Source organism: Flavobacterium sp. MDT1-60 (assembly GCF_014844035.1).
Taxonomy (GTDB): Bacteria; Bacteroidota; Bacteroidia; order Flavobacteriales; family Flavobacteriaceae; genus Flavobacterium.
On the sequence record NZ_CP062159.1, the window covers coordinates 4,644,051 to 4,663,353 of the forward strand.

The 19,303-nt window shown below is 33.5% G+C and carries 18 protein-coding genes; 16 read left to right on the forward strand and 2 right to left on the reverse strand.

Annotation, left to right across the window (positions count from 1 at the left end; translation table 11 throughout):
• Positions 1-84 precede the first annotated feature (84 nt).
• Together IHE43_RS19575 and IHE43_RS19580 are read right to left on the reverse strand one after the other, a co-directional pair.
• The gene (locus IHE43_RS19575; RefSeq protein ID WP_192185467.1) at positions 85-933 is read right to left on the reverse strand and encodes a hypothetical protein; all 849 of its coding nucleotides are present in this window, start codon (positions 931-933) and stop codon (positions 85-87) included.
• 289 nt (positions 934-1,222) lie between these two features.
• A complete protein-coding gene (locus IHE43_RS19580; RefSeq protein ID WP_192185468.1) occupies positions 1,223-1,966 on the reverse strand; it encodes an RDD family protein in 744 nt (247 codons plus the stop codon).
• Between the two features lie 20 nt (positions 1,967-1,986).
• On the opposite strand from IHE43_RS19580, the gene IHE43_RS19585 reads away from it, so the two are divergent.
• The 16 genes from IHE43_RS19585 to IHE43_RS19660 all read left to right on the forward strand — a co-directional run bounded on the left by IHE43_RS19585 (position 1,987) and on the right by IHE43_RS19660 (position 19,216).
• Positions 1,987-2,946 (forward strand): stage II sporulation protein M, encoded by a 960-nt coding sequence (locus tag IHE43_RS19585; protein WP_192185469.1) that lies wholly within the window; start codon positions 1,987-1,989, stop codon positions 2,944-2,946.
• A 33-nt stretch (positions 2,947-2,979) separates the two neighbouring features.
• On the forward strand, positions 2,980-3,753 hold the full coding sequence (locus IHE43_RS19590; protein WP_192185470.1) for a DUF4129 domain-containing protein: 774 nt from the start codon (positions 2,980-2,982) through the stop codon (positions 3,751-3,753).
• Positions 3,746-4,951 carry a DUF4350 domain-containing protein gene (locus tag IHE43_RS19595; protein WP_192185471.1) on the forward strand — a complete coding sequence of 402 codons (1,206 nt, stop codon included), beginning with the start codon at positions 3,746-3,748 and terminating at the stop codon, positions 4,949-4,951. Before IHE43_RS19590 ends, IHE43_RS19595 begins: the two co-directional genes overlap by 8 nt.
• 222 nt (positions 4,952-5,173) lie before the next feature.
• Positions 5,174-6,187, forward strand: a complete 1,014-nt coding sequence (locus tag IHE43_RS19600) for a MoxR family ATPase (protein WP_192185472.1) — start codon at positions 5,174-5,176, stop codon at positions 6,185-6,187.
• A 94-nt stretch (positions 6,188-6,281) separates the two neighbouring features.
• Positions 6,282-7,610, forward strand: a complete 1,329-nt coding sequence (locus IHE43_RS19605; protein ID WP_192185473.1) for a DUF58 domain-containing protein — start codon at positions 6,282-6,284, stop codon at positions 7,608-7,610.
• Between the two features lie 131 nt (positions 7,611-7,741).
• On the forward strand, positions 7,742-8,827 hold the full coding sequence (locus IHE43_RS19610) for a phosphoglyceromutase (protein ID WP_192185474.1): 1,086 nt from the start codon (positions 7,742-7,744) through the stop codon (positions 8,825-8,827).
• A gap of 44 nt (positions 8,828-8,871) precedes the next feature.
• Complete coding sequence (locus tag IHE43_RS19615) at positions 8,872-9,798, forward strand: DUF2167 domain-containing protein (RefSeq protein ID WP_192185475.1); 927 nt, start codon at positions 8,872-8,874, stop codon at positions 9,796-9,798.
• 232 nt (positions 9,799-10,030) lie between these two features.
• Positions 10,031-10,822, forward strand: a complete 792-nt coding sequence (locus IHE43_RS19620) for an RNA methyltransferase (RefSeq protein WP_192185476.1) — start codon at positions 10,031-10,033, stop codon at positions 10,820-10,822.
• A 16-nt stretch (positions 10,823-10,838) separates the two neighbouring features.
• A complete protein-coding gene (locus IHE43_RS19625) occupies positions 10,839-12,377 on the forward strand; it encodes a serine hydrolase (RefSeq protein WP_192185477.1) in 1,539 nt (512 codons plus the stop codon).
• Positions 12,378-12,520: 143 nt separating this feature from the next.
• Entirely contained in the window at positions 12,521-14,740 is a 2,220-nt protein-coding gene (locus IHE43_RS19630) for a bifunctional (p)ppGpp synthetase/guanosine-3',5'-bis(diphosphate) 3'-pyrophosphohydrolase (protein ID WP_192185478.1), read from the forward strand.
• Between the two features lie 23 nt (positions 14,741-14,763).
• Entirely contained in the window at positions 14,764-15,306 is a 543-nt protein-coding gene (locus IHE43_RS19635; protein WP_192185479.1) for a hypothetical protein, read from the forward strand.
• 184 nt (positions 15,307-15,490) lie between these two features.
• Positions 15,491-15,949 carry a Fur family transcriptional regulator gene (locus tag IHE43_RS19640; protein WP_056186646.1) on the forward strand — a complete coding sequence of 153 codons (459 nt, stop codon included), beginning with the start codon at positions 15,491-15,493 and terminating at the stop codon, positions 15,947-15,949.
• Between the two features lie 95 nt (positions 15,950-16,044).
• Positions 16,045-17,316 (forward strand): adenylosuccinate synthase, encoded by a 1,272-nt coding sequence (locus IHE43_RS19645; protein WP_192185480.1) that lies wholly within the window; start codon positions 16,045-16,047, stop codon positions 17,314-17,316.
• 54 nt (positions 17,317-17,370) lie between these two features.
• Complete coding sequence (locus IHE43_RS19650) at positions 17,371-17,952, forward strand: NUDIX domain-containing protein (protein ID WP_192185481.1); 582 nt, start codon at positions 17,371-17,373, stop codon at positions 17,950-17,952.
• Between the two features lie 35 nt (positions 17,953-17,987).
• Positions 17,988-18,602, forward strand: coding sequence for a hypothetical protein (locus IHE43_RS19655; RefSeq protein ID WP_192185482.1), 615 nt, complete (start codon positions 17,988-17,990; stop codon positions 18,600-18,602).
• Between the two features lie 44 nt (positions 18,603-18,646).
• A complete protein-coding gene (locus IHE43_RS19660; RefSeq protein WP_192185483.1) occupies positions 18,647-19,216 on the forward strand; it encodes a hypothetical protein in 570 nt (189 codons plus the stop codon).
• Positions 19,217-19,303 lie beyond the last annotated feature (87 nt).

Genomic DNA, 19,303 nt, shown 5'->3' on the forward strand with positions numbered 1-19,303 from the left:
AGGTTCAAAGGCTCAAAGGTACAAAGGTTGCATTCTCGCTCCTTTACTCTTTATTCTATTCTCTTTATTCTCGTTTCTTAAAACCTATTTCTTAGTATAAATCGGACTTCTTTTCAACAAATACGTAATCGAATCAATCCAGCTGTCTTTCAAATTAAGGAACGGTTTACGGGTTTGCGAATAAATTTTATTGGTGTTTTTGTACATATCAAAATATACATTGTAATAATAATATATTTGCGTATTGGCAGTTGTTGTCGAATAATCGTTCGACTTAATCTTTTTATCATTGTTGCTCACTGTCGTGCTTCCGCTTCCGTAAGTTGATGCGGTTGAACTGGTTGACATGGTATATGAAATTTTGGCTGCCAGAATATTATCTACTCCAAGAATTTTTTCAAGATCTGCGATTGGAGTTTCATCAATATTGGTATGATCAATTCCAGCTTTGTGTAATAAGCTATTTGTCGTTCTTAAATCCTGAACAGTTAACGGAAAAATATTGGCAGATTTATCTAACAATTTGTTATACATATCGTTTTGCGCAAATTTCGCCATATCCTCAGAACCTTGCTGTGTATCTGAATTCACATACGGAACTGGCAATACCGCAATCGTATTTGGTTTCATTTCTGCTGCAGTAATACTTTGACTTGAACCTGGTTGAGAAGTACCTCCTGGCGAAATGTCGAAAGTCTGTGAACGCCCGCTGGCAAAATCAATTCTGGCAATTTGAGAAACATCAAGCGAAATTTGGAGCGTTTCACCCGGCATAGAATATTCAACCGTCTGATCAGACATTTTCGCAATCGTACATTCAATAATCGTATAATCTCTTTTAATAATCTTATCCAGCTTTTTTCCGCCTTGAGCGAAACCAAAAACAGAAACAAACAACATCAATACTACTGCAATAATTTTCCTTATTTTCATGGTATTTAGATTAAATTAAAATTCAGCTTCTTAACAAAGTTAAGAAATCATCTTACAAATGCCATGATAGATTGCAAATAAGAATAAGAATTTTCAGGAGCTATTCCTGCTGTCCACTGTATCTTTTATGTCCGCCGTGGCGGACATAAAAGGATGCCGCTCCCATCAGGGCTAGGGCACTCGTTTTTAAAAGAAGATTTATAGAAAGTCAAAAGAAAAAAATCTACGAAACATCAGTATAAAAAACCTTAGAACCATAGTCCCTTAGAATCTTAGCAACTTTAAAAAGTTACATATTCTGTGTATAGTAATTGTAATCTTTCAAAACTACCCGAATAAAATCGCTATTGTCACCTGATTGATTTTTGATTCCGGTCACGCTTTCAATTTTAGCAACCAATTTATAAATGATTTCATGATCATTTTTCTTTACCGCTTTATGAAACGTTTCTTTTATGATTCTCATATCATTATCAGATAATTTAATGACCAAAGGATACGTCGGGACATACGACGTTCCAATTTCTTCGAGAATGGTATGACTGATATTTATTCTGTTTTTTAAAGTAATAACAGCTGTTCCAGCCGCCATATCTCCTAAACGTTGTGCTTTTTTACTTGAAACTATCGACACTAAAGCAACTGTTCCGCCAAGAATCGAAAAATCAATCAATCTAAAAAACCAACGGATAAAATAATCGCCAAAACTGGCCTGGTAACCATCAATTTTAACCACTTTTATTTTGAGCAACTTTTTTCCAAAAGTTTGTCCTTCAAAAATGCTTTCTAAAGTTATTGAATACAGTAAAACCGGAAGACCTATAATAAAAACAACTGCTCTTTGGGACCAAACATCTAAGGCACCGAATAGCCTATCAAAATGAAAAAAATAGATAAGCAGCAATGCAACCACCACTACATAAGAGATTTTGATAATCAAATCAATAAAATAAGAGCCCAATCGCTCGCCAACAGAGGCTGCAATAAAATTTATTTTAACATTTTGTGTTGTGTTAATAGATAATTCTGACATATTTTATACTTTAGCCTACAATGAGAGAAGTTGCCTTCATAAAACAAAATAAAGAAAAATGGCTGGAGTTTGAACTCGCTATTTTTGGTAAAGCTAAAAAAAATCCTGATGAGTTAGCTAATTTGTACATTCAAATGATGAATGACCTCGCGTACGCGCAAACTTATTATCCTAAAAGCAAAACCGTTATTTACTTAAATCATCTGGCTTCGCAGATATATCAAAAAATTTATAAAACGAAACGAACCGAAAAAAACAAGCTCTTAGAATTCTTTAAAACAGAAGTTCCGTTGCTTGTTTACGAATACAAAAGATATTTATTGTATGCTTTTGTTTTGTTTTTTGCTACTGTTGCTATTGGTGTTGTTTCTGCTCGCTACGATTCAGATTTTGTCCGATTGATTATGGGCGACGACTACGTTAATATGACATTGGAAAATATAAAAAAGGGAAATCCAATGGCCGTTTATGGTTCGTCAGCCAACTGGGGAAGTTTTATTGGTATTACCGTTAACAATATTCAGGTAGGAGCTGCCTGTTATTTTTATGGCATTTTTGGCGGACTTGGTACTTTCTATTATTTGTTGCAAAACTGTATTATGCTGGGTTCCTTTCAGTATTTTTTCTTCGAACATGGCGTTTTCTGGAAGAGCGTTCGTGGGATCTGGATTCACGGTTCTATGGAAATTTTTGCTATTGTAATTGAGTCTGCAGCTGGATTTATTTTTGGAGCCTCGATACTTTTTCCAAAGACATTTTCGAGATTAAATTCTTTCAAAATCGGATTTAAAAACAGTTTCAAAATTTACCTAAGCACGCTTCCTTTTACTTTTATGGCGGGCTTTCTGGAAGGTTTTATTACACGCTATTCTATCAATATGCCTATTTGGTTAAGCCTTTTTATAATATTATCCACGCTGAGTTTAATCTCATTTTATTATTTAATTTATCCTTTTATAGTACACAAAAAGGTACAATAATTATCAGCCAAATTGACTTAACCGAATCCAATAATGAACAGAATCTTTCTTATTTTAGCTTTCTTTTTTTGCTTTAGTATCGCACATGCTCAGGATACTTTGGCGGAAGCTGAACCTCCAAAAGTGGCTGCTGTAAAATATACTGAAAAAGACATTCAGATCGATTCAGATACTATTGAAGCCAAAACATTTTCAAAAAACTTCAAAAAAAAATATACCGATCCTGAATTTATTTACGAACCAAAAGCGCCCGAAAGAGGTCTTTGGGATAATATTAAAGAATGGATTGCCAGTGTTTTGAGAAGAATTTTCTCTTTTACTGATGCAAAAACTTCTATCACTTTCACTATTATCTTATTGAGAGTATTGGCTGTTCTGGTGATTATTGTAGTTATTTATTTGATCGTAAAAGCTTTAATAAATAAAGAAGGACAATGGATTTTTGGTAAAAATGCCAATAAAAGAGCCATCCAATATTCTGATATTGAAAAAAATATTCATTTACTGGATTTTAAAAAATTGATACAGGAAAGTATTCAAACCGGAGAAAAACGACTTGCTATTCGGTACTATTATCTTTGGTTACTAAAAGTAATGGCACAAAATAATTATATCGAATGGGATATCGAAAAAACCAATTCTGATTATTTATACGAACTAAAAAGCCCGGTTTACAGAGAAGATTTTACCTATCTCTCCTATTTGTACAATTACATTTGGTATGGTGAATTTGAAATAGATGAAACCACTTTTACAAAAGCCGAAAACCGATTTAAGAAATCTATAAAAACCTTTAGCAATGAATAAATCCATCAAAATTTATATCGCTATTCTGGTTTTTGTTTTAGCCTTAATTCTGATATCAGATCGCGACCAGAAAAAACCTATTGACTGGCGACCGACATTTTCTGTACATGATAAAATTCCGTACGGATTATATATTCTGAACAAAGAAATTAAACCTCTTTTAAAAAATCAGAAAATTGAAAGAATTGCTGATGTAACACCGTATGAATTTTTAGATTCAAAATACGATGCCGATACTTTGGTTGAAAATTATAAAATAAAAGGTACTTTCTTAAGCATTTCAGAATTAGATAACATTGACGAGCAATCAATCAAGGAGCTTTTTTATTTTGTTTCACACGGAAATAATGCTTTTTTAAGCATGAGAACATTTCCAAAAACGTTAATGGATAGTTTAAAAATCGAGGTCAAATTTGATTTTCATCAGCCAAAAAACAATTTGGTCTGGATGGCAAATAAAAGCGTGAGTTCTAAAAAATACATTTTTCAACAATCTGTTGAAGATTATTTTTCTAAAATTGATACCGCCAATACAACTGTTTTAGGATATCAAAGCAATTCTAAAAAAGAGAAACACATCAATTTTATAAAAGTTCCTTATAAGTACGGTAATTTTTATCTTCATACGCAGCCAGCGGCTTTTACAAACTTTCATTTATTAAAAAAAGACCATTTTCAATATGCTGAAAATGTCTTGTCCTATATACCAAAAGGCGATATTTTTTGGTATACCAAATTGCAAAACGACAAATCGATTTCGCATTCCCCTTTACGCTATATCCACAGTCAGCCTGCACTAAAATGGGCCTGGTATTTAAGTTTAATCGGTATTTTGATTTTTATTATTTTTAATGCCAAGAGAAAACAAAGAATTGTTCCGATATTAAAACCATTGCCAAATTTAACGGTCGATTTCACTAAAACTATCGGAAATTTATACCATCAGGAAGGCGATCATCAGAATCTAATTGACAAAAAAATCATTTATTTTCTGGAGAAAATCAGAACTGAATACTTGATTGATACAACAAAACTTGATGATGTTTTTATTCAAAAACTACATCATAAAACAGGAAAAAATATAACCGATATTCAGGAACTGGCTTTTTTAATTAACGAACATCGAAATAGTTATCACGGAAGTCTCGAAGAAGATTTAATCAGAATTAATAATGCGATCGAGAAAATTTTACATTAAATAAAAATATTTTGCCACAGATTAAAGATTAAAATGATTAAATTTTTCACGCAGATTGAAAAAGATTTTAGCAGATGCACACAGATTTTTATAAATAAAATTCAATAAAATCTGCAGAATCTGCGAGAGAAAATAGTTGACCAAGAATCAAAATTAAAATTAGTTTAATCCTTTAAGCTGGTAAAAACAAATAAAATTCAACAAAAGAAAACATACCAAACCATGGACGATATCAATACCCCAGAAACCGAAATCACAAATGAAAATGTGAATTTTGAGACCAGAATAAATTTAGGACCACTTTTAGAGCATGTAAATGCTATTAAAACAGAATTGGAAACCGTTATTGTAGGTCAGCAAAAAATGATCGATCAGCTTTTGGTTGCGATTTTATCAAACGGACATGTTTTGCTTGAAGGTGTTCCGGGCGTTGCCAAAACGATTACGGCAAAACTATTATCCAAAACTTTAAATATTGGCTTTAGCCGAATTCAGTTTACGCCAGATTTAATGCCTTCAGATATTTTAGGAACTTCAATTTTCAATTTAAAAACTTCCGAATTTGAATTTAAAAAAGGACCTATTTTCTCCAATCTAATCTTGATTGATGAGATAAATCGTGCTCCTGCCAAAACACAAGCTGCTCTTTTTGAAGTCATGGAAGAACGTCAGATTACAATTGATGGTTCTGCGTTTCAACTTGAAACTCCTTTTTTGGTTATTGCGACACAAAACCCAATTGAGCAGGAAGGAACGTATCGTTTGCCTGAAGCACAATTAGATCGTTTTTTATTCAAAATAACCATCGATTATCCAAAATTAGATGAAGAAATTCTAATCATCCAAAGAGAACATTTATTACAGGATCACGGAAAACTGGAAGCTATTAAAACAATACTTTCTGCCGAAGAAATAAAAGGATATCAAGGTTTAGTGAAACAAATCAGAGTGGAGCAAAATCTTTTAGAATATATCGCAAGAATCGTGGTTAACACCAGAGAAAATGCCTTTTTATATTTAGGAGCTTCGCCACGTGCCTCAATCGCAATTTTAAATGCAGCCAAAGGTTTCGCAGCCATTCGCGGTCGCGATTTTGTAACTCCTGAAGATGTTAAAGAAGCAGCAATTCCGGTTTTACAACATCGTGTTATCGTTACTCCGGAACGTGAAATGGAGGGTATTACAAGCTCAGAAATTGTCAAACAAATTCTTGAAACAGTTGAAATACCGAGATAATTTTAGTTTTCAGTCGCAGTCGCAGTTTTTAGTACTAAACTGAGACTGAGACTAAAAACTGTGACTGTTACTGTGACTGTAAACTAAATAAAAAATGAAATTCATAAAAAGCCTTTATCTCAATAACTTCTTCTTCTATATCCTTTTAGGCATTATAGGAATGTTCGTTTGTGCTTTTATTTTTCCAAATTTATACAACAGCGTTTGGTTTATTATTTTGGTTTTATCCACATTTTTAGGTCTGGATATTTTGCTTTTATATTTATCAAAAGGAATTGAAGCCTCAAGAAAAACGCCTGAAAAACTTTCAAATGGAGATTTAAATCCAATTCAGGTTACGATTAAAAATCAGTATACTTTTCCGGTTTCGGTTAAGATAATTGATGAAATTCCTTTTCAGTTTCAGGTTCGTGATTTTAAAATCATAAAAACGATTCCGGCTTCGGCACAAAAAGAAATTGGTTACGATTTGCGTCCAACGGAACGTGGAGAATATTCTTTTGGGAATTTAAATATCTATGTTTCTTCCCCTTTAAAATTAATTTCCCGCAGATTTACTTTCGATAAAGATCAAATGGTACCGACTTACCCTTCGTATATTCAGTTGAAAAAATACGATTTATTGGCTTTTTCGAATAATTTGCATCAATACGGAATCAAGAAAATTCGACGAATTGGTCACACCATGGAATTTGAGCAAATTAAGGAATATGTTCAGGGTGATGATTTGAGAACGATAAACTGGAAAGCAACAGCAAAGAAAAATTCACTAATGGTGAATCAATTTCAGGACGAAAAATCACAATCGGTTTATATGGCCATAGATAAAGGCCGCGTGATGCAAATGCCTTTTGACGGTTTGAGTTTACTAGATTATGCTATAAATTCTACACTTGTTTTATCAAATGTTATTCTGAAAAAACAAGACAAAGCCGGGATTTTCGCTTTCTCCAAAAAAGTAGAAAACAGAGTTTTTGCAGAAAGAAGATCTTCGCAAATGCAAAAAATTCTCGAAACCTTATACAATATAAAAACTGATTTTTTCGAAAGTGATTACAGTCGATTGTATGTCGATATCAAGAAAAATATCAATCAGAGAAGTTTGATTATTTTGTATACCAACTTTGAAACCATGGACGGCTTAAACAGACAATTACCTTATTTAAAAGGAATTGCGAAAAGCCATTTATTAGTTGTAGTTTTCTTTAGCAATACAGAACTGAATGCTATCATCAATAAAAAAACAGACACCGTTCAGGAAATTTACGATAAAGTCATAGCTGAAAAATTCATGTTCGAAAAACGTTTAATCGCAAACGAACTTAAAAAATATGGAATCCATTCGGTTCTCACGCAACCGGAGAATTTGACTTTGGATGCGATTAATAAGTATTTGGAGATTAAGGCGAGAGGGATTTTATAGAAGATGTAAAATGTATGTTGTGAAAATGTAAAATGAGTATTATTAAGCTATCATCTTATAAATTAAATTTAAGAATTATTAAAAATCTTTGAACCTTTGTTCCAATGAACCTTTGTAACTCAAAAAAAGAAATGAAAAAAGTAATTCTAATTCTATTCGTTTTCACAAGCTTTTTGTCATCAGCACAAAAAACAGAAAACATCATCATCATTACCACAGACGGTTTTAGATGGCAGGAAGTGTTTAAGGGAATGGATCCGGCAATTGCCAATGATAAAAAATTCAATCAGGGAGACAGTACTTATATTTATAAGAAATATTCAAGTGCTGATTTCAGAGAAAGCCGTAAAAAATTAATGCCTTTTTTGTGGTCAGAAATTGCTTCGAAAGGACAAATTTATGGCAATCGTGATCTTGGCAATAAAGTAGATGTTTCGAATCCGTATTGGTTCAGTTATCCCGGATATAGTGAAATTATGACTGGAAATGTTGATGTTGCAATAAATTCAAATGGTTATAAAGCGAATCCAAATGTGAATATTTTAGAATTTCTAAATCAACAGCCAAAACTTAAAGGTAAAACAGCTGCTTTTGGCGCCTGGGATGCTTTTGACCGAATTTTGAATGAGGAAAGAAGTGGTTTTCCGGTTATCTCGGCATATGATAAAGTTGGAGGAAACAAACCAACAGCAACTCAAAAGTTGCTAAATGAGATGCGTAATAATTCGTATAAGCCCTTTCATGAAGACGAGTGTCTGGATGTTTTCACCCATTATGAAGCTTTGGATGAACTTAAAACCAAGAAACCAAAAGTACTTTATATCGCTTATGGAGAAACAGATGAATGGGCTCATCATGGTCATTACAGATCGTATCTTGACGCTGCTAACCAAGTTGATAAATGGATCAAAGAAATCTGGGATTTTGTACAAAACGATCCGCAATATAAAAACAAAACTACTTTATTGATCACCGTAGATCATGGTCGTGGCGACAAAACAAAAGCACAATGGACAGATCACGGAGCTGATGTAGTGGGTGCATCTGAAATCTGGTTTGCTGCTATTGGACCAGAGATTGCAGCAAAAGGCGAAATCAAAACAGAATCGCAATTGTATCAAAAGCAATTTGCGCAAACCATTGCTAAAATTATGGGGTACAATTTCACTACAACACATCCGGTGGCAAATGAAATTCCAGAATTGCTTCAAAAATAAATTTAACAACCCTAATAATTAACCAATTAAACCAACCAAAACCAATGAAAAGAATTCTACTAAGTCTTTTTTTATCCGTTATTTTTATTCCGAAGATAATAGCACAGGCAGATACAACTGCAGCTTATTATGACAAAATTGAGCAATCCTTAAAATATGAAACCGGAAAAATTACTTTAACTGAAGGGGAAGGAATATTAAATGTCCCTAAAGGATTTAAATTCTTAAATGGAGAACAAACCCAACATGTTTTAACTGACTTATGGGGAAATCCTGAAGACAAAACGGTTTTAGGATCACTTGTTCCGGACGGAAAAGGTGTAACACACAGCAATAGCTGGATGTTTGTAGTTAGTTATCAGGGAGATGGTTTTGTAAAAGATGATGATGCAAACGATATTGACTATGATGATTTGCTAAAAACCATGCAGGAAGATATGAAAACGGCAAATGAAGAAAGAAAAAAAGGTGGTTATGCAGAAGTTCAATTAATTGGTTGGGCGTCAAAACCGTATTATGATAATAATTTAAAAGTCCTGCATTGGGCAAAAGAATTAAAATTTGGCAAAGACGAAGTCAACACTTTAAATTATGACTTAAGAGTTTTAGGAAGAAAAGGAATGTATAACATTTCGGCCGTAGCCAACATGGGAGAGCTTGCAGAAGTAAAAGCCAGTATTCCGGGAATTCTGAAAAGCGTTGAATTTAATGATGGACACAAATATCTAGACTTTGATGCCGATACCGATACCGTCGCAGCATGGACTATTGGAGGTTTAGTTGCTGGAAAAGTTTTGGCTAAAGTGGGCTTCTTTGCTATTTTGGCAAAATTTGGAAAAGTCATCGTTATCGGTCTTATTGCTGCATTTGCTGCTGTAAAGAAATTCTTTTTTGGTAAAAAAGAACAGGTAATGACAAGACCAAAAGAAGAGGAAGAACTTGTAGAGGAAACTGCTTCTACTGAAGAATAAATTATTATTTTTTTTTGCCACAACTCGAACGCTAGCGAACAGGCGAAGCAATTACACGAATTTTCACTAATTAGTATTCGCATTTGACGAATAAAAAATTCGTGGAAATTTGTGTAATTTGTGGCAAACTTTTTTGTTTTACCTTACTTAAACCTACAAGGTTTTGAAAACCTTGCAGGAAGAAAAAAACCTAAGTACCTTTGAGCCTTTGCAACTTTGAGCCTTAAAAAAAATGAAACAAATCACTTCCATTCAAAATCCGTTTATAAAATCACTTGTTTTATTGCAGGAAAAGGCAAAGGCCCGCAAACAAACCGGAACATTTTTGATTGAAGGTTTACGTGAAATTTCAATTGCCTTAAAAGGCGGCTACGAATTAGAAACTGTTTTGTTTTTACCGGAATTGGTTACTGAAAATCAAATTAATAAACTGGTGAATCCTCCTGTTCAATTAATTGAAATTAATAAAGAAGTTTATCAAAAACTGGCTTATCGCGATACTACGGAAGGAATTTTGGCTGTAGCCAAAACAAAATCAATGCAATTATCTGATTTAAATTTATCTGATAATCCATTAATTTTAGTTGCCGAAGCACCTGAAAAACCAGGCAATATCGGAGCGCTTTTACGCACTGCTGATGCCGCCAACCTTGATGCGGTTTTAATTGCTAATCCGAAAAGTGATTTATACAATCCAAATATTGTACGTTCAAGCGTAGGTTGTTTGTTTACCAATCAGATTGCTACAGGAACTACAGATGAAATCATTGCTTTTCTGAAAGAAAAAAAGATTGATTTTTATTGCGCTACTTTACAAAATTCAACCTCTTATCATACCCAGGATTTCACTACTCCAACAGCATTAGTTGTGGGTACAGAAGCCACTGGCTTAACGCAGGAATGGCGTGATGCAGCGACGCAAAATATCATAATTCCAATGCAGGGCGAAATCGACAGCATGAACGTTTCGGTGGCCGCCGCGATTTTAATTTTTGAAGCCAAACGTCAAAGAGGATTTAATTAATTATAAATTTTAAATTATGAATTATAAATTACTTCTAATACTCTTCCTTTTAGGTTTTACGGCTTCTTCCCAAATCACCAATCAGGAAGTAGATGTATTGGTAAATCGCACCATAAAAGCTTTTGATGTTCCCGGAATTGCTGTGGCAATCGTGAAAGACGGAAAAGTAGTTTTAGCAAAAGGATATGGCGTAAAATCGATAACTACGAAGGAAAAAGTGGATGCAAATACCCTTTTCGGAATTGCATCCAACAGTAAAGCTTTTACAACTGCCGCACTTGCCATGTTGGTTGATGAGAAAAAAATAAAATGGGACGATAAGGTAATCCAATATCTTCCGGATTTTAAAATGTATGATGATTATGTTACAAAAGAATTCACCATTCGCGACTTATTAACTCATAGAAGTGGCCTTGGACTTGGAGCCGGAGATTTGATGATCTGGCCTGACGGAAGTGATTTTAAAGCAGCTGATATTGTTCATAATTTAAGATATTTAAAACCAGTTTCGAGTTTTAGAACCAAATACGATTACGATAATCTGATGTACATTATTGCAGGTGAAATTGTACACGTTGTGAGCGGTCAAACCTGGGCTGATTTTGTAGAAACGCGCATCATGAAACCATTAGAAATGGATAAAAGTGTAGCCTCAGTAAAACGCTTAAAAGACACTTCGAATGTTATTACACCTCACGTTCCGATTGACGGCAAATTAAAAACGATCAAACGTTATGAAAATCAGTTTTTTGACGGAGCTGCCGGGATTTATTCAAGCGTAAATGATTTAAGTAAATGGGCGATTTTACAAATCAACAACGGAAAATACGGTGATAACAAACAACTTTTTTCAGAGAAAGAACACGACGAAATGTGGCAATTACAAACCATTATTCCGACCAAAACAAAACCTCCCTACAATACCCATTTTTCAGGATATGGTTTAGGCTGGTTTTTAAGTGATGTAAAAGGGTACAAGCAAGTTTCGCACACCGGGGGTTTAGAAGGAAACGTGACGCAAACAACTTTGATTCCGGAAATAGGTTTAGGAATTATTGTTCTGACCAATCAACAATCCGGAGCAGCTTTTAGCGCTATTACCAATACGATTAAAGACAGCTATTTAGGCATTAAATCGGACGATTATGTAACCGTTTACAGCAACCGGGTGAAAGCCAATGAAGCATCTGCGGATAAAGTAACCGATGAAGTTTGGGCAACTGTTGCCAAAAATAAAAAAGAAAAATTAAAAACCGATTTTTCTAAAATTACCGGAACTTACAAAGACAATTGGTTTGGAGAAATTACGATAACAGAGAAAAAAGGAAAACTATATTTTGCTTCAAAACGTTCTTCACAACTAGTTGGAGAAGTGTTTTTCTACAAAGAGGGCAACTATGTCGTAAAATGGAACAATGCTTTTTTCCATGCCGATGCTCATTTACTTTTTAAATATGATGCAAATGGAAACGTAATCAACCTAAAAATGCTTCCCATTTCTGAGTTAACAGACTTTAGTTACGATTTTCAGGATTTGGATTTTTCTAAAGAATAGTTTTGTTTCAGGTTTCAAGTTTCAGGTTAAATGCCGCGGTAAAAACTTGAAACCTGAAACCTGAAACAAAATAATTTCATTCTATAGATTCCCTTGCGTATATACAAACAAATGCTTATTTTTAGTACTTGAACTATGCCGTTATGATAGAAATAGATATTGAAAAAGAAAACAAAGCAATTGCGCACGAGTATAAAGAATTACTTCGAATAAGTTACCAGACTTTAACACCAGCTGATAAAAAACTAATCCGGAAAGCTTTTGATGTGGCTGTTGATGCCCATAAAGAGCAACGACGCAAATCTGGCGAAGCGTATATCTTTCATCCTATTGCAGTTGCAAAAATTGTTGCCTCTGAAATTGGTTTGGGAGCGACCTCTATTGCTGCGGCCTTATTACACGATGTTGTTGAAGATACCCCTATGACAGTTGAAGATATTGAACGATTATTCAACCCAAAAGTGGCACAATTGGTCGAAGGTTTGACTAAAATTTCATTGGTTCAAAAAGATTTGAATGCTTCCATGCAGGCTGAGAATTTCAGAAAAATGATCCTTACATTGAACGATGATGTACGCGTAATTCTGATTAAGCTGGCCGACCGTCTTCATAATATGCAGACGATGGAATCGATGGTGGAATACAAACAGACCAAAATCGCATCTGAAACTTTATATATTTATGCCCCACTCGCCCATCGTTTGGGACTTTATAACATAAAAACCAAACTCGAAGATTTAGGTTTAAAATATACAGAACCGGCCGTTTACAATGATATTGTAAGCAAAATCAGAGAAACCAAAGAAGAACAAGATGCCTATATCAAAGATATTTCAGATGTTTTGAAAAAATCTTTAGATAATGAAGACATCGACTATATCATAAAAGGGCGTCCGAAATCTATTTATTCAATTCGCAGAAAAATGCGTTCTCAAAATGTGAGTTTTGATGAAGTGTACGACAAATTTGCCCTTAGAATTGTTTATAAAGCAGACCCGCATGATGAAAAATTCGTCGCCTGGAAAATCTATTCAATTGTAACAGATCATTACAGACCAAGCCCGAGCCGTTTGCGTGACTGGATTTCATCTCCAAAATCGACTGGTTACGAAGCTTTGCACATTACTGTCATGGGACCAAAAGGTCGTTGGGTTGAAGTGCAGGTGCGAAGTGAGCGAATGGATGAAATTGCCGAAAAAGGTTATGCAGCACACTATAAATATAAAAATGGTGCAAGTGAGGAAAGTGGCCTTGATGTTTGGCTAAATTTACTTCGCGAAGCATTAGAAAATCCGGAAACGAATGCTGTTGATTTCGTTGAGGATTTTAAAATGAATTTATATTCGCAGGAAATCTTCGTTTTTACGCCAAAAGGAGAAATAAAATCTTTACCGAAAGGTGCTACTTCGCTGGATTTTGCTTTTAGTATTCACTCAGAAATCGGAATCAAAACTCGAGGGACTCGTGTTAACGGACGTTTGGTTCCGTTAAATCACGAACTTAAAAGTGGCGATCAGGTCGAAGTAATTACATCTGCCAACCAAAAACCAACTGTAAACTGGCTGGAATATGTAACGACCTCGCGTGCAAAAAATAAAATTAAAAACGTTCTTAACGAGAACACCAAAAAAATTGCAGAAGAAGGAAAAGAATTATTAACTCGAAAACTGAAACATTTAAAAATAACCATCAACGAACAGGTTATTAATGAGTTGGTGAACTTCTTCAAACTAAAAACCAGTCTGGATTTATTTTACAGAGTTGGAATTGGTGCTATTGAAAATCAGCAGTTAAAAGATTATGCGGCGCAAAAAAGCAATTCTATTATCAATTTCTTTAAAAATAAAATTAAAAGAAATAAAGATACTGCCGATGAAGATATTCACAAACCAGTCATCAGCAGTAATTATGATATGCTGGTTTTTGGAACAGAACATGACAAATTAGATTATAAACTTTCGCAATGTTGCAACCCAATTCCTGGCGATGATGTTTTTGGCTTCGTGACCATCAACGAAGGAATTAAAGTGCATAAAAAAGATTGTCCAAACGCCATCGGAATGCAGTCTAACTACGCGTATCGTATTATGAGCGCCAAATGGATTGATTCCTCTCAGGAAGAATTCAAAGCCATTATCAATATTACCGGAATGGATGTTTTAGGACTTACAAATCAGTTAACAAAAGTGATTTCGAACAATATGAGCGTAAATATTCAAAGTATTTCATTGAGTACTGATGCCGGAATTTTTCACGGTCAGATTGCAGTCATTGTTAAAAATAATACCATCTTGAAAAAAATGATCAATGCTATTAAAAAAGTTGATGGCGTTGATAAAGTAACCAGAGAATACAGAACCTAATTTTTTATTAAATATTTGAATTTATGAAATCAGATTCCTTAGAAATTCCGAAAATACAGTTTGATGAAAATGGAGCGCTTTTAATTGTTGCTTCTGAATCTTCTTCAAAAGATGATTTCGATTTTTTTCAGGGTAAATCTGTTATCAAAAATAAAAAGCTAAAACAGAGATTTGTGAATTGTACGGAGTGGATTGAGTTTCCATCCACTCAGGAAATGTACAAAATCCTAAACGGAATTGGAAATATCGATAATTTCCTGGCTACTTTTGACGGCGAACCTTTTGAAGGAATGACGGTTCGATTATTTAATACGAAAACAAAATTGTGGAGTATTTATTGGGCTGATTCGACTACAGGGACTTTAGATAAGCCGGTTGTGGGTTCATTTGAAAATAAAGTCGGGCATTTTTTCTCAGAAGATACTTTTGAAGGTAAAAATGTATTACAGGTATTTCGTTGGGATGCAAGAGATGCAAACAACCCGGTTTGGAGTCAGGCAATGTCTGAAGATAAAGGGAAAACCTGGGAATGGAACTGGTACATGTACATGTCAAAAACAAAATAAAAATTTGTTAGTTTTATCATAAATAAAAATAATTATGTTAATTAAGTTTGTTTGAACTTCGTAAAAATAATTGATTCAAAAGCCTGTATTTATTGCATTATTATTAATCAAATCGAGATTCGAACGTTAAACTTTAAACCCGAAACTTTTATTCATTAAAAATAAAAAATTATCTTTGCAGGATATGACACTCATTTCAACTGACAACACTAAGAATCAAGAAATTGTAAAAAATGTTTTTACAATGTATCTTGAGCAAAAAGGGCATCGCAAAACTCCTGAGCGTTATGCTATACTTCAGGAAATTTACGATAGCGAAGAGCATTTTGATATAGAAAATCTTTATATTAAAATGAAAAACAAAAACTATCGTGTGAGTAGAGCAACATTATACAACACGATTGAGTTATTGTTAGACTGCGCTTTGGTTAGAAAACATCAATTTGGACAAAATCAGGCTTACTACGAAAAATCGTATTTCGATAAAAATCACGATCATATTATCATGACTGATTCTGGCGAAGTAATCGAATTTTGTGACCCAAGAATTCAAACCATCAAAAAAACAATCGAAGAAATATTTGATATCGAAATTACGAATCATTCACTTTATTTCTACGGAAACAAAAAGCAAAATCAATAATCCGGAAAGGGAATTATTTAAAAAATAAAAAAAAGAAAATTAACTACATTAATCAGTAGGGCAACTTAAATTGCCTCAACGCAAATTAAAACAGAATGACCGTAGATTTATTACTAGGATTACAATGGGGAGATGAAGGTAAAGGAAAAATTGTTGACGTTCTTACCTCAAATTATGATATTATTGCACGTTTTCAAGGAGGACCAAATGCAGGACATACACTAGAATTTGACGGAATTAAACACGTACTAAGAACCATTCCTTCTGGAATTTTTCATAAAAATTCAATTAACATCATCGGAAATGGTGTTGTAATAGATCCGGTAGTTTTTCAAAAAGAAATTGAAGGTTTAGCCAAATTTAATCTTGACATCAAAAGTAAATTGATTATTTCAAGAAAAGCACATTTAATTTTACCAACACACCGTTTATTAGATGCAGCTTCTGAAGCATCAAAAGGAAAAGCAAAAATTGGTTCTACTTTAAAAGGAATTGGTCCAACTTACATGGACAAAACCGGTAGAAACGGATTGCGCGTTGGAGATGTTGAATTAGAAGATTTCAAAGAACGTTACAGAGCATTAGCAGACAAACATGAAGCCATGATTGCTTTTTATGATGTTGCTATTCAATATAATTTAGCTGAACTTGAAAAAGAGTTTTTTGAAGCTATCGAAGAATTAAAAAAATTAGATTTTATTGACAGTGAAGAATATATGTACCAGGCTCAAAAAGCAGGTAAATCTATTTTATGTGAAGGTGCTCAGGGATCTTTATTAGATGTTGATTTCGGAACTTATCCTTTCGTAACTTCATCAAACACTACTGCTGCCGGAGCTTGTACTGGTTTAGGAATTGCTCCTAACAAAATCAAAGAAGTTTACGGAATTTTTAAAGCATATGTTACACGTGTAGGTAGCGGACCTTTCCCAACTGAACTTTTTGACGAAGATGGTGCTACAATGGCAAGAGTTGGTAACGAATTTGGATCTGTTACAGGAAGACAAAGACGTTGTGGATGGTTAGACTTAGTTGCTTTAAAATATGCTGTACAGGTAAACGGAGTAACGCAGTTAATGATGATGAAAGGTGACGTTCTTTCTGGATTCGAAACTTTAAAAGTGTGTACAGAATACAACTACAAAGGAAAAAACATCTCTCACTTCCCTTATAACATCGAGCCAGAAAATGTAACTCCGATTTATAAAGAATTTAAAGGATGGCAAGCTGACTTAACAGGATTAACTACTTATGATCAATTGCCAATTGAGCTAAAAGAATATATTGAATTTATTGAAGCAGAAGTTGGAGTGCCAATCAAAATTGTATCGGTTGGGCCAGACAGAAAGCAAACAATAACAAAATAACAATTACTAAACGCTCTGATAACCAGGGCGTTTTTTTATACAAATATTTACGCCATGAAAAACCCGGAAATTAAAGTTACAGAAACTAAATTATTATCAGACAATTGGTACATCCTGAACAAGGTTACTTTTAGTTATCAAAAAGAAAATGAAAAAGTTCAGACTCATGTTCGCGAAGTGTACGATCGCGGAAACGGTGCCGGAATTTTATTATACAATACCTCTAAAAAAACGGTTATCCTGACACGACAATTTCGCTTGCCAACTTTCTTAAACGGAAATAAAACCGGAATGATGATCGAAGTTTGCGCAGGACTTTTAGACGAAGATAATCCGGAAGAATGCATCATTCGTGAAACTGAGGAAGAAACAGGATATCGCATTAAAAAAGTGGAGAAAGTCACTCAAACCTATATGTCTCCAGGAGCTGTAACCGAAATTTTATATCTGTTTACTGGCGAATATGATGAAAGTATGAAAGTGAGTGATGGTGGAGGATTAGCTGCGGAACAAGAAAATATTGAAGTTTTAGAATATACTTTTGAAGAAGCCTATGCAATGATGGAATCTGGTGAAATTGTTGATGCCAAAACTATTATTTTATTGCAGCATGCTAAGATAAAGGGGTTGATTTAAGAATATTTTAAATATCTTTAAAATAAAAAATACTTGTGTATTTAATTAGAATAAAAATAGTTATTATAGCTTTCTTACTATCTTTTCAAGGATGGTGTCAAAGTAATGGTGATACCGAAGATTTACAAAAGAATGAATTTAACTTAGCAAATGAGTATCTAAAAAACTCTTACTTAAAGACTGCAATGAATTCATTTTACTACGCTAATAGACTTAATTCAAAAACAGTAATTGGAAATCTTTCTGTTAAAAGAGCAGATTCATTAAAAATAATTCTCCGAAAAAATCTAATTACCGAATTGGCTGGAAATTGGAAAATGTTTGATGATATTCCCTCCTGGGTTATGCGAGAAGACAGCATAGTTGGTAAAATGATCCAAATAAACAGCAACGAAATTCAGTTTTACGAATTGATAAAAAATGCTAAGAGTTGGAAGTTGATCAAACCTGAAAAAATACTTTATTCGGACTCTTTAAGTGGCGATTCATCGTATTCTGAATTAATTTATTCTAACAATGAAATTTGGCAATATTCTATAGATGAAAAAACCGGATATTTAAACTTAACTTATACCGGAGATAAAACGGAAACTGGAAGAACAGAAATAATTTGTGGAACAATGACAAAAACTTATTTCAAATTACAATAGCTTTCTATTAGTAATCAATTCAGAATCAATTTATCGTTATATACATGTCTGAAAACTCAAAAATCAACATCTGGCAAGAATTTGCAGAAGAAACCGGCGGAACTTTTAAAGTAGGTTATTCCTGGATTTCTGATTCAACAGAAATCGAATACAAAAACTGGAAAATCATTTTTGACAATTTTACAGTTTGTTCAGGAAAATATAATACAGAAACAGTTCGGGTTATTACACCAATTATTGTGAAAGATGGTTTTAAATTTGAAATTTATCGCCCAGGATTTATTCGTAAAATAGAAAAATTATTTGGAGCTCAAGACATTGAAATTGGCTACCCTGATTTTGATAAAGCTTTTATTATTAAAAGTAACAAAGAATTTAAAATAAAAGCTTTACTAAGAAACAAGGAAATTAGATATCTTATTGCATCGTTGCCGGAAGTAAATCTTGAAATATCAGATCATAAAGAAATATGGGGAGATAAACTTCCTGAAAACGAATATGAACTGTCTTATTTTATGGATGGCGAAATTCATAATCTTGAGACTTTAAAATTATTGCTCCAACTTTTCAAATTAATTTTAGACGAATTATATCTGATGAATTCTATTTCGTAAGAATGATAATCAAATAAACTATTTAAGAAATTCTGTAATTCATTTAAACCGCTATTAAAATAACTTTACATCAATAAAAAACCAGTT

What these genes read in the sequence shown, in the direction of transcription:
- IHE43_RS19605 (WP_192185473.1), top strand. Translation starts at nt 6,282, where the DNA reads ATGAAATTCATAAAAAGCCTTTATCTCAATAACTTCTTCTTCTATATC.
- IHE43_RS19630 (WP_192185478.1), top strand. Translation starts at nt 12,521, where the DNA reads ATGATAGAAATAGATATTGAAAAAGAAAACAAAGCAATTGCGCACGAG.
- IHE43_RS19585 (WP_192185469.1), top strand. Translation starts at nt 1,987, where the DNA reads ATGAGAGAAGTTGCCTTCATAAAACAAAATAAAGAAAAATGGCTGGAG.
- IHE43_RS19645 (WP_192185480.1), top strand. Translation starts at nt 16,045, where the DNA reads ATGACCGTAGATTTATTACTAGGATTACAATGGGGAGATGAAGGTAAA.
- IHE43_RS19625 (WP_192185477.1), top strand. Translation starts at nt 10,839, where the DNA reads ATGAATTATAAATTACTTCTAATACTCTTCCTTTTAGGTTTTACGGCT.
- IHE43_RS19650 (WP_192185481.1), top strand. Translation starts at nt 17,371, where the DNA reads ATGAAAAACCCGGAAATTAAAGTTACAGAAACTAAATTATTATCAGAC.
- IHE43_RS19615 (WP_192185475.1), top strand. Translation starts at nt 8,872, where the DNA reads ATGAAAAGAATTCTACTAAGTCTTTTTTTATCCGTTATTTTTATTCCG.
- IHE43_RS19575 (WP_192185467.1), bottom strand. Translation starts at nt 933, where the DNA reads ATGAAAATAAGGAAAATTATTGCAGTAGTATTGATGTTGTTTGTTTCT.
- IHE43_RS19640 (WP_056186646.1), top strand. Translation starts at nt 15,491, where the DNA reads ATGACACTCATTTCAACTGACAACACTAAGAATCAAGAAATTGTAAAA.
- IHE43_RS19580 (WP_192185468.1), bottom strand. Translation starts at nt 1,966, where the DNA reads ATGTCAGAATTATCTATTAACACAACACAAAATGTTAAAATAAATTTT.
- IHE43_RS19590 (WP_192185470.1), top strand. Translation starts at nt 2,980, where the DNA reads ATGAACAGAATCTTTCTTATTTTAGCTTTCTTTTTTTGCTTTAGTATC.
- IHE43_RS19595 (WP_192185471.1), top strand. Translation starts at nt 3,746, where the DNA reads ATGAATAAATCCATCAAAATTTATATCGCTATTCTGGTTTTTGTTTTA.
- IHE43_RS19610 (WP_192185474.1), top strand. Translation starts at nt 7,742, where the DNA reads ATGAAAAAAGTAATTCTAATTCTATTCGTTTTCACAAGCTTTTTGTCA.
- IHE43_RS19620 (WP_192185476.1), top strand. Translation starts at nt 10,031, where the DNA reads ATGAAACAAATCACTTCCATTCAAAATCCGTTTATAAAATCACTTGTT.
- IHE43_RS19600 (WP_192185472.1), top strand. Translation starts at nt 5,174, where the DNA reads ATGGACGATATCAATACCCCAGAAACCGAAATCACAAATGAAAATGTG.
- IHE43_RS19660 (WP_192185483.1), top strand. Translation starts at nt 18,647, where the DNA reads ATGTCTGAAAACTCAAAAATCAACATCTGGCAAGAATTTGCAGAAGAA.
- IHE43_RS19635 (WP_192185479.1), top strand. Translation starts at nt 14,764, where the DNA reads ATGAAATCAGATTCCTTAGAAATTCCGAAAATACAGTTTGATGAAAAT.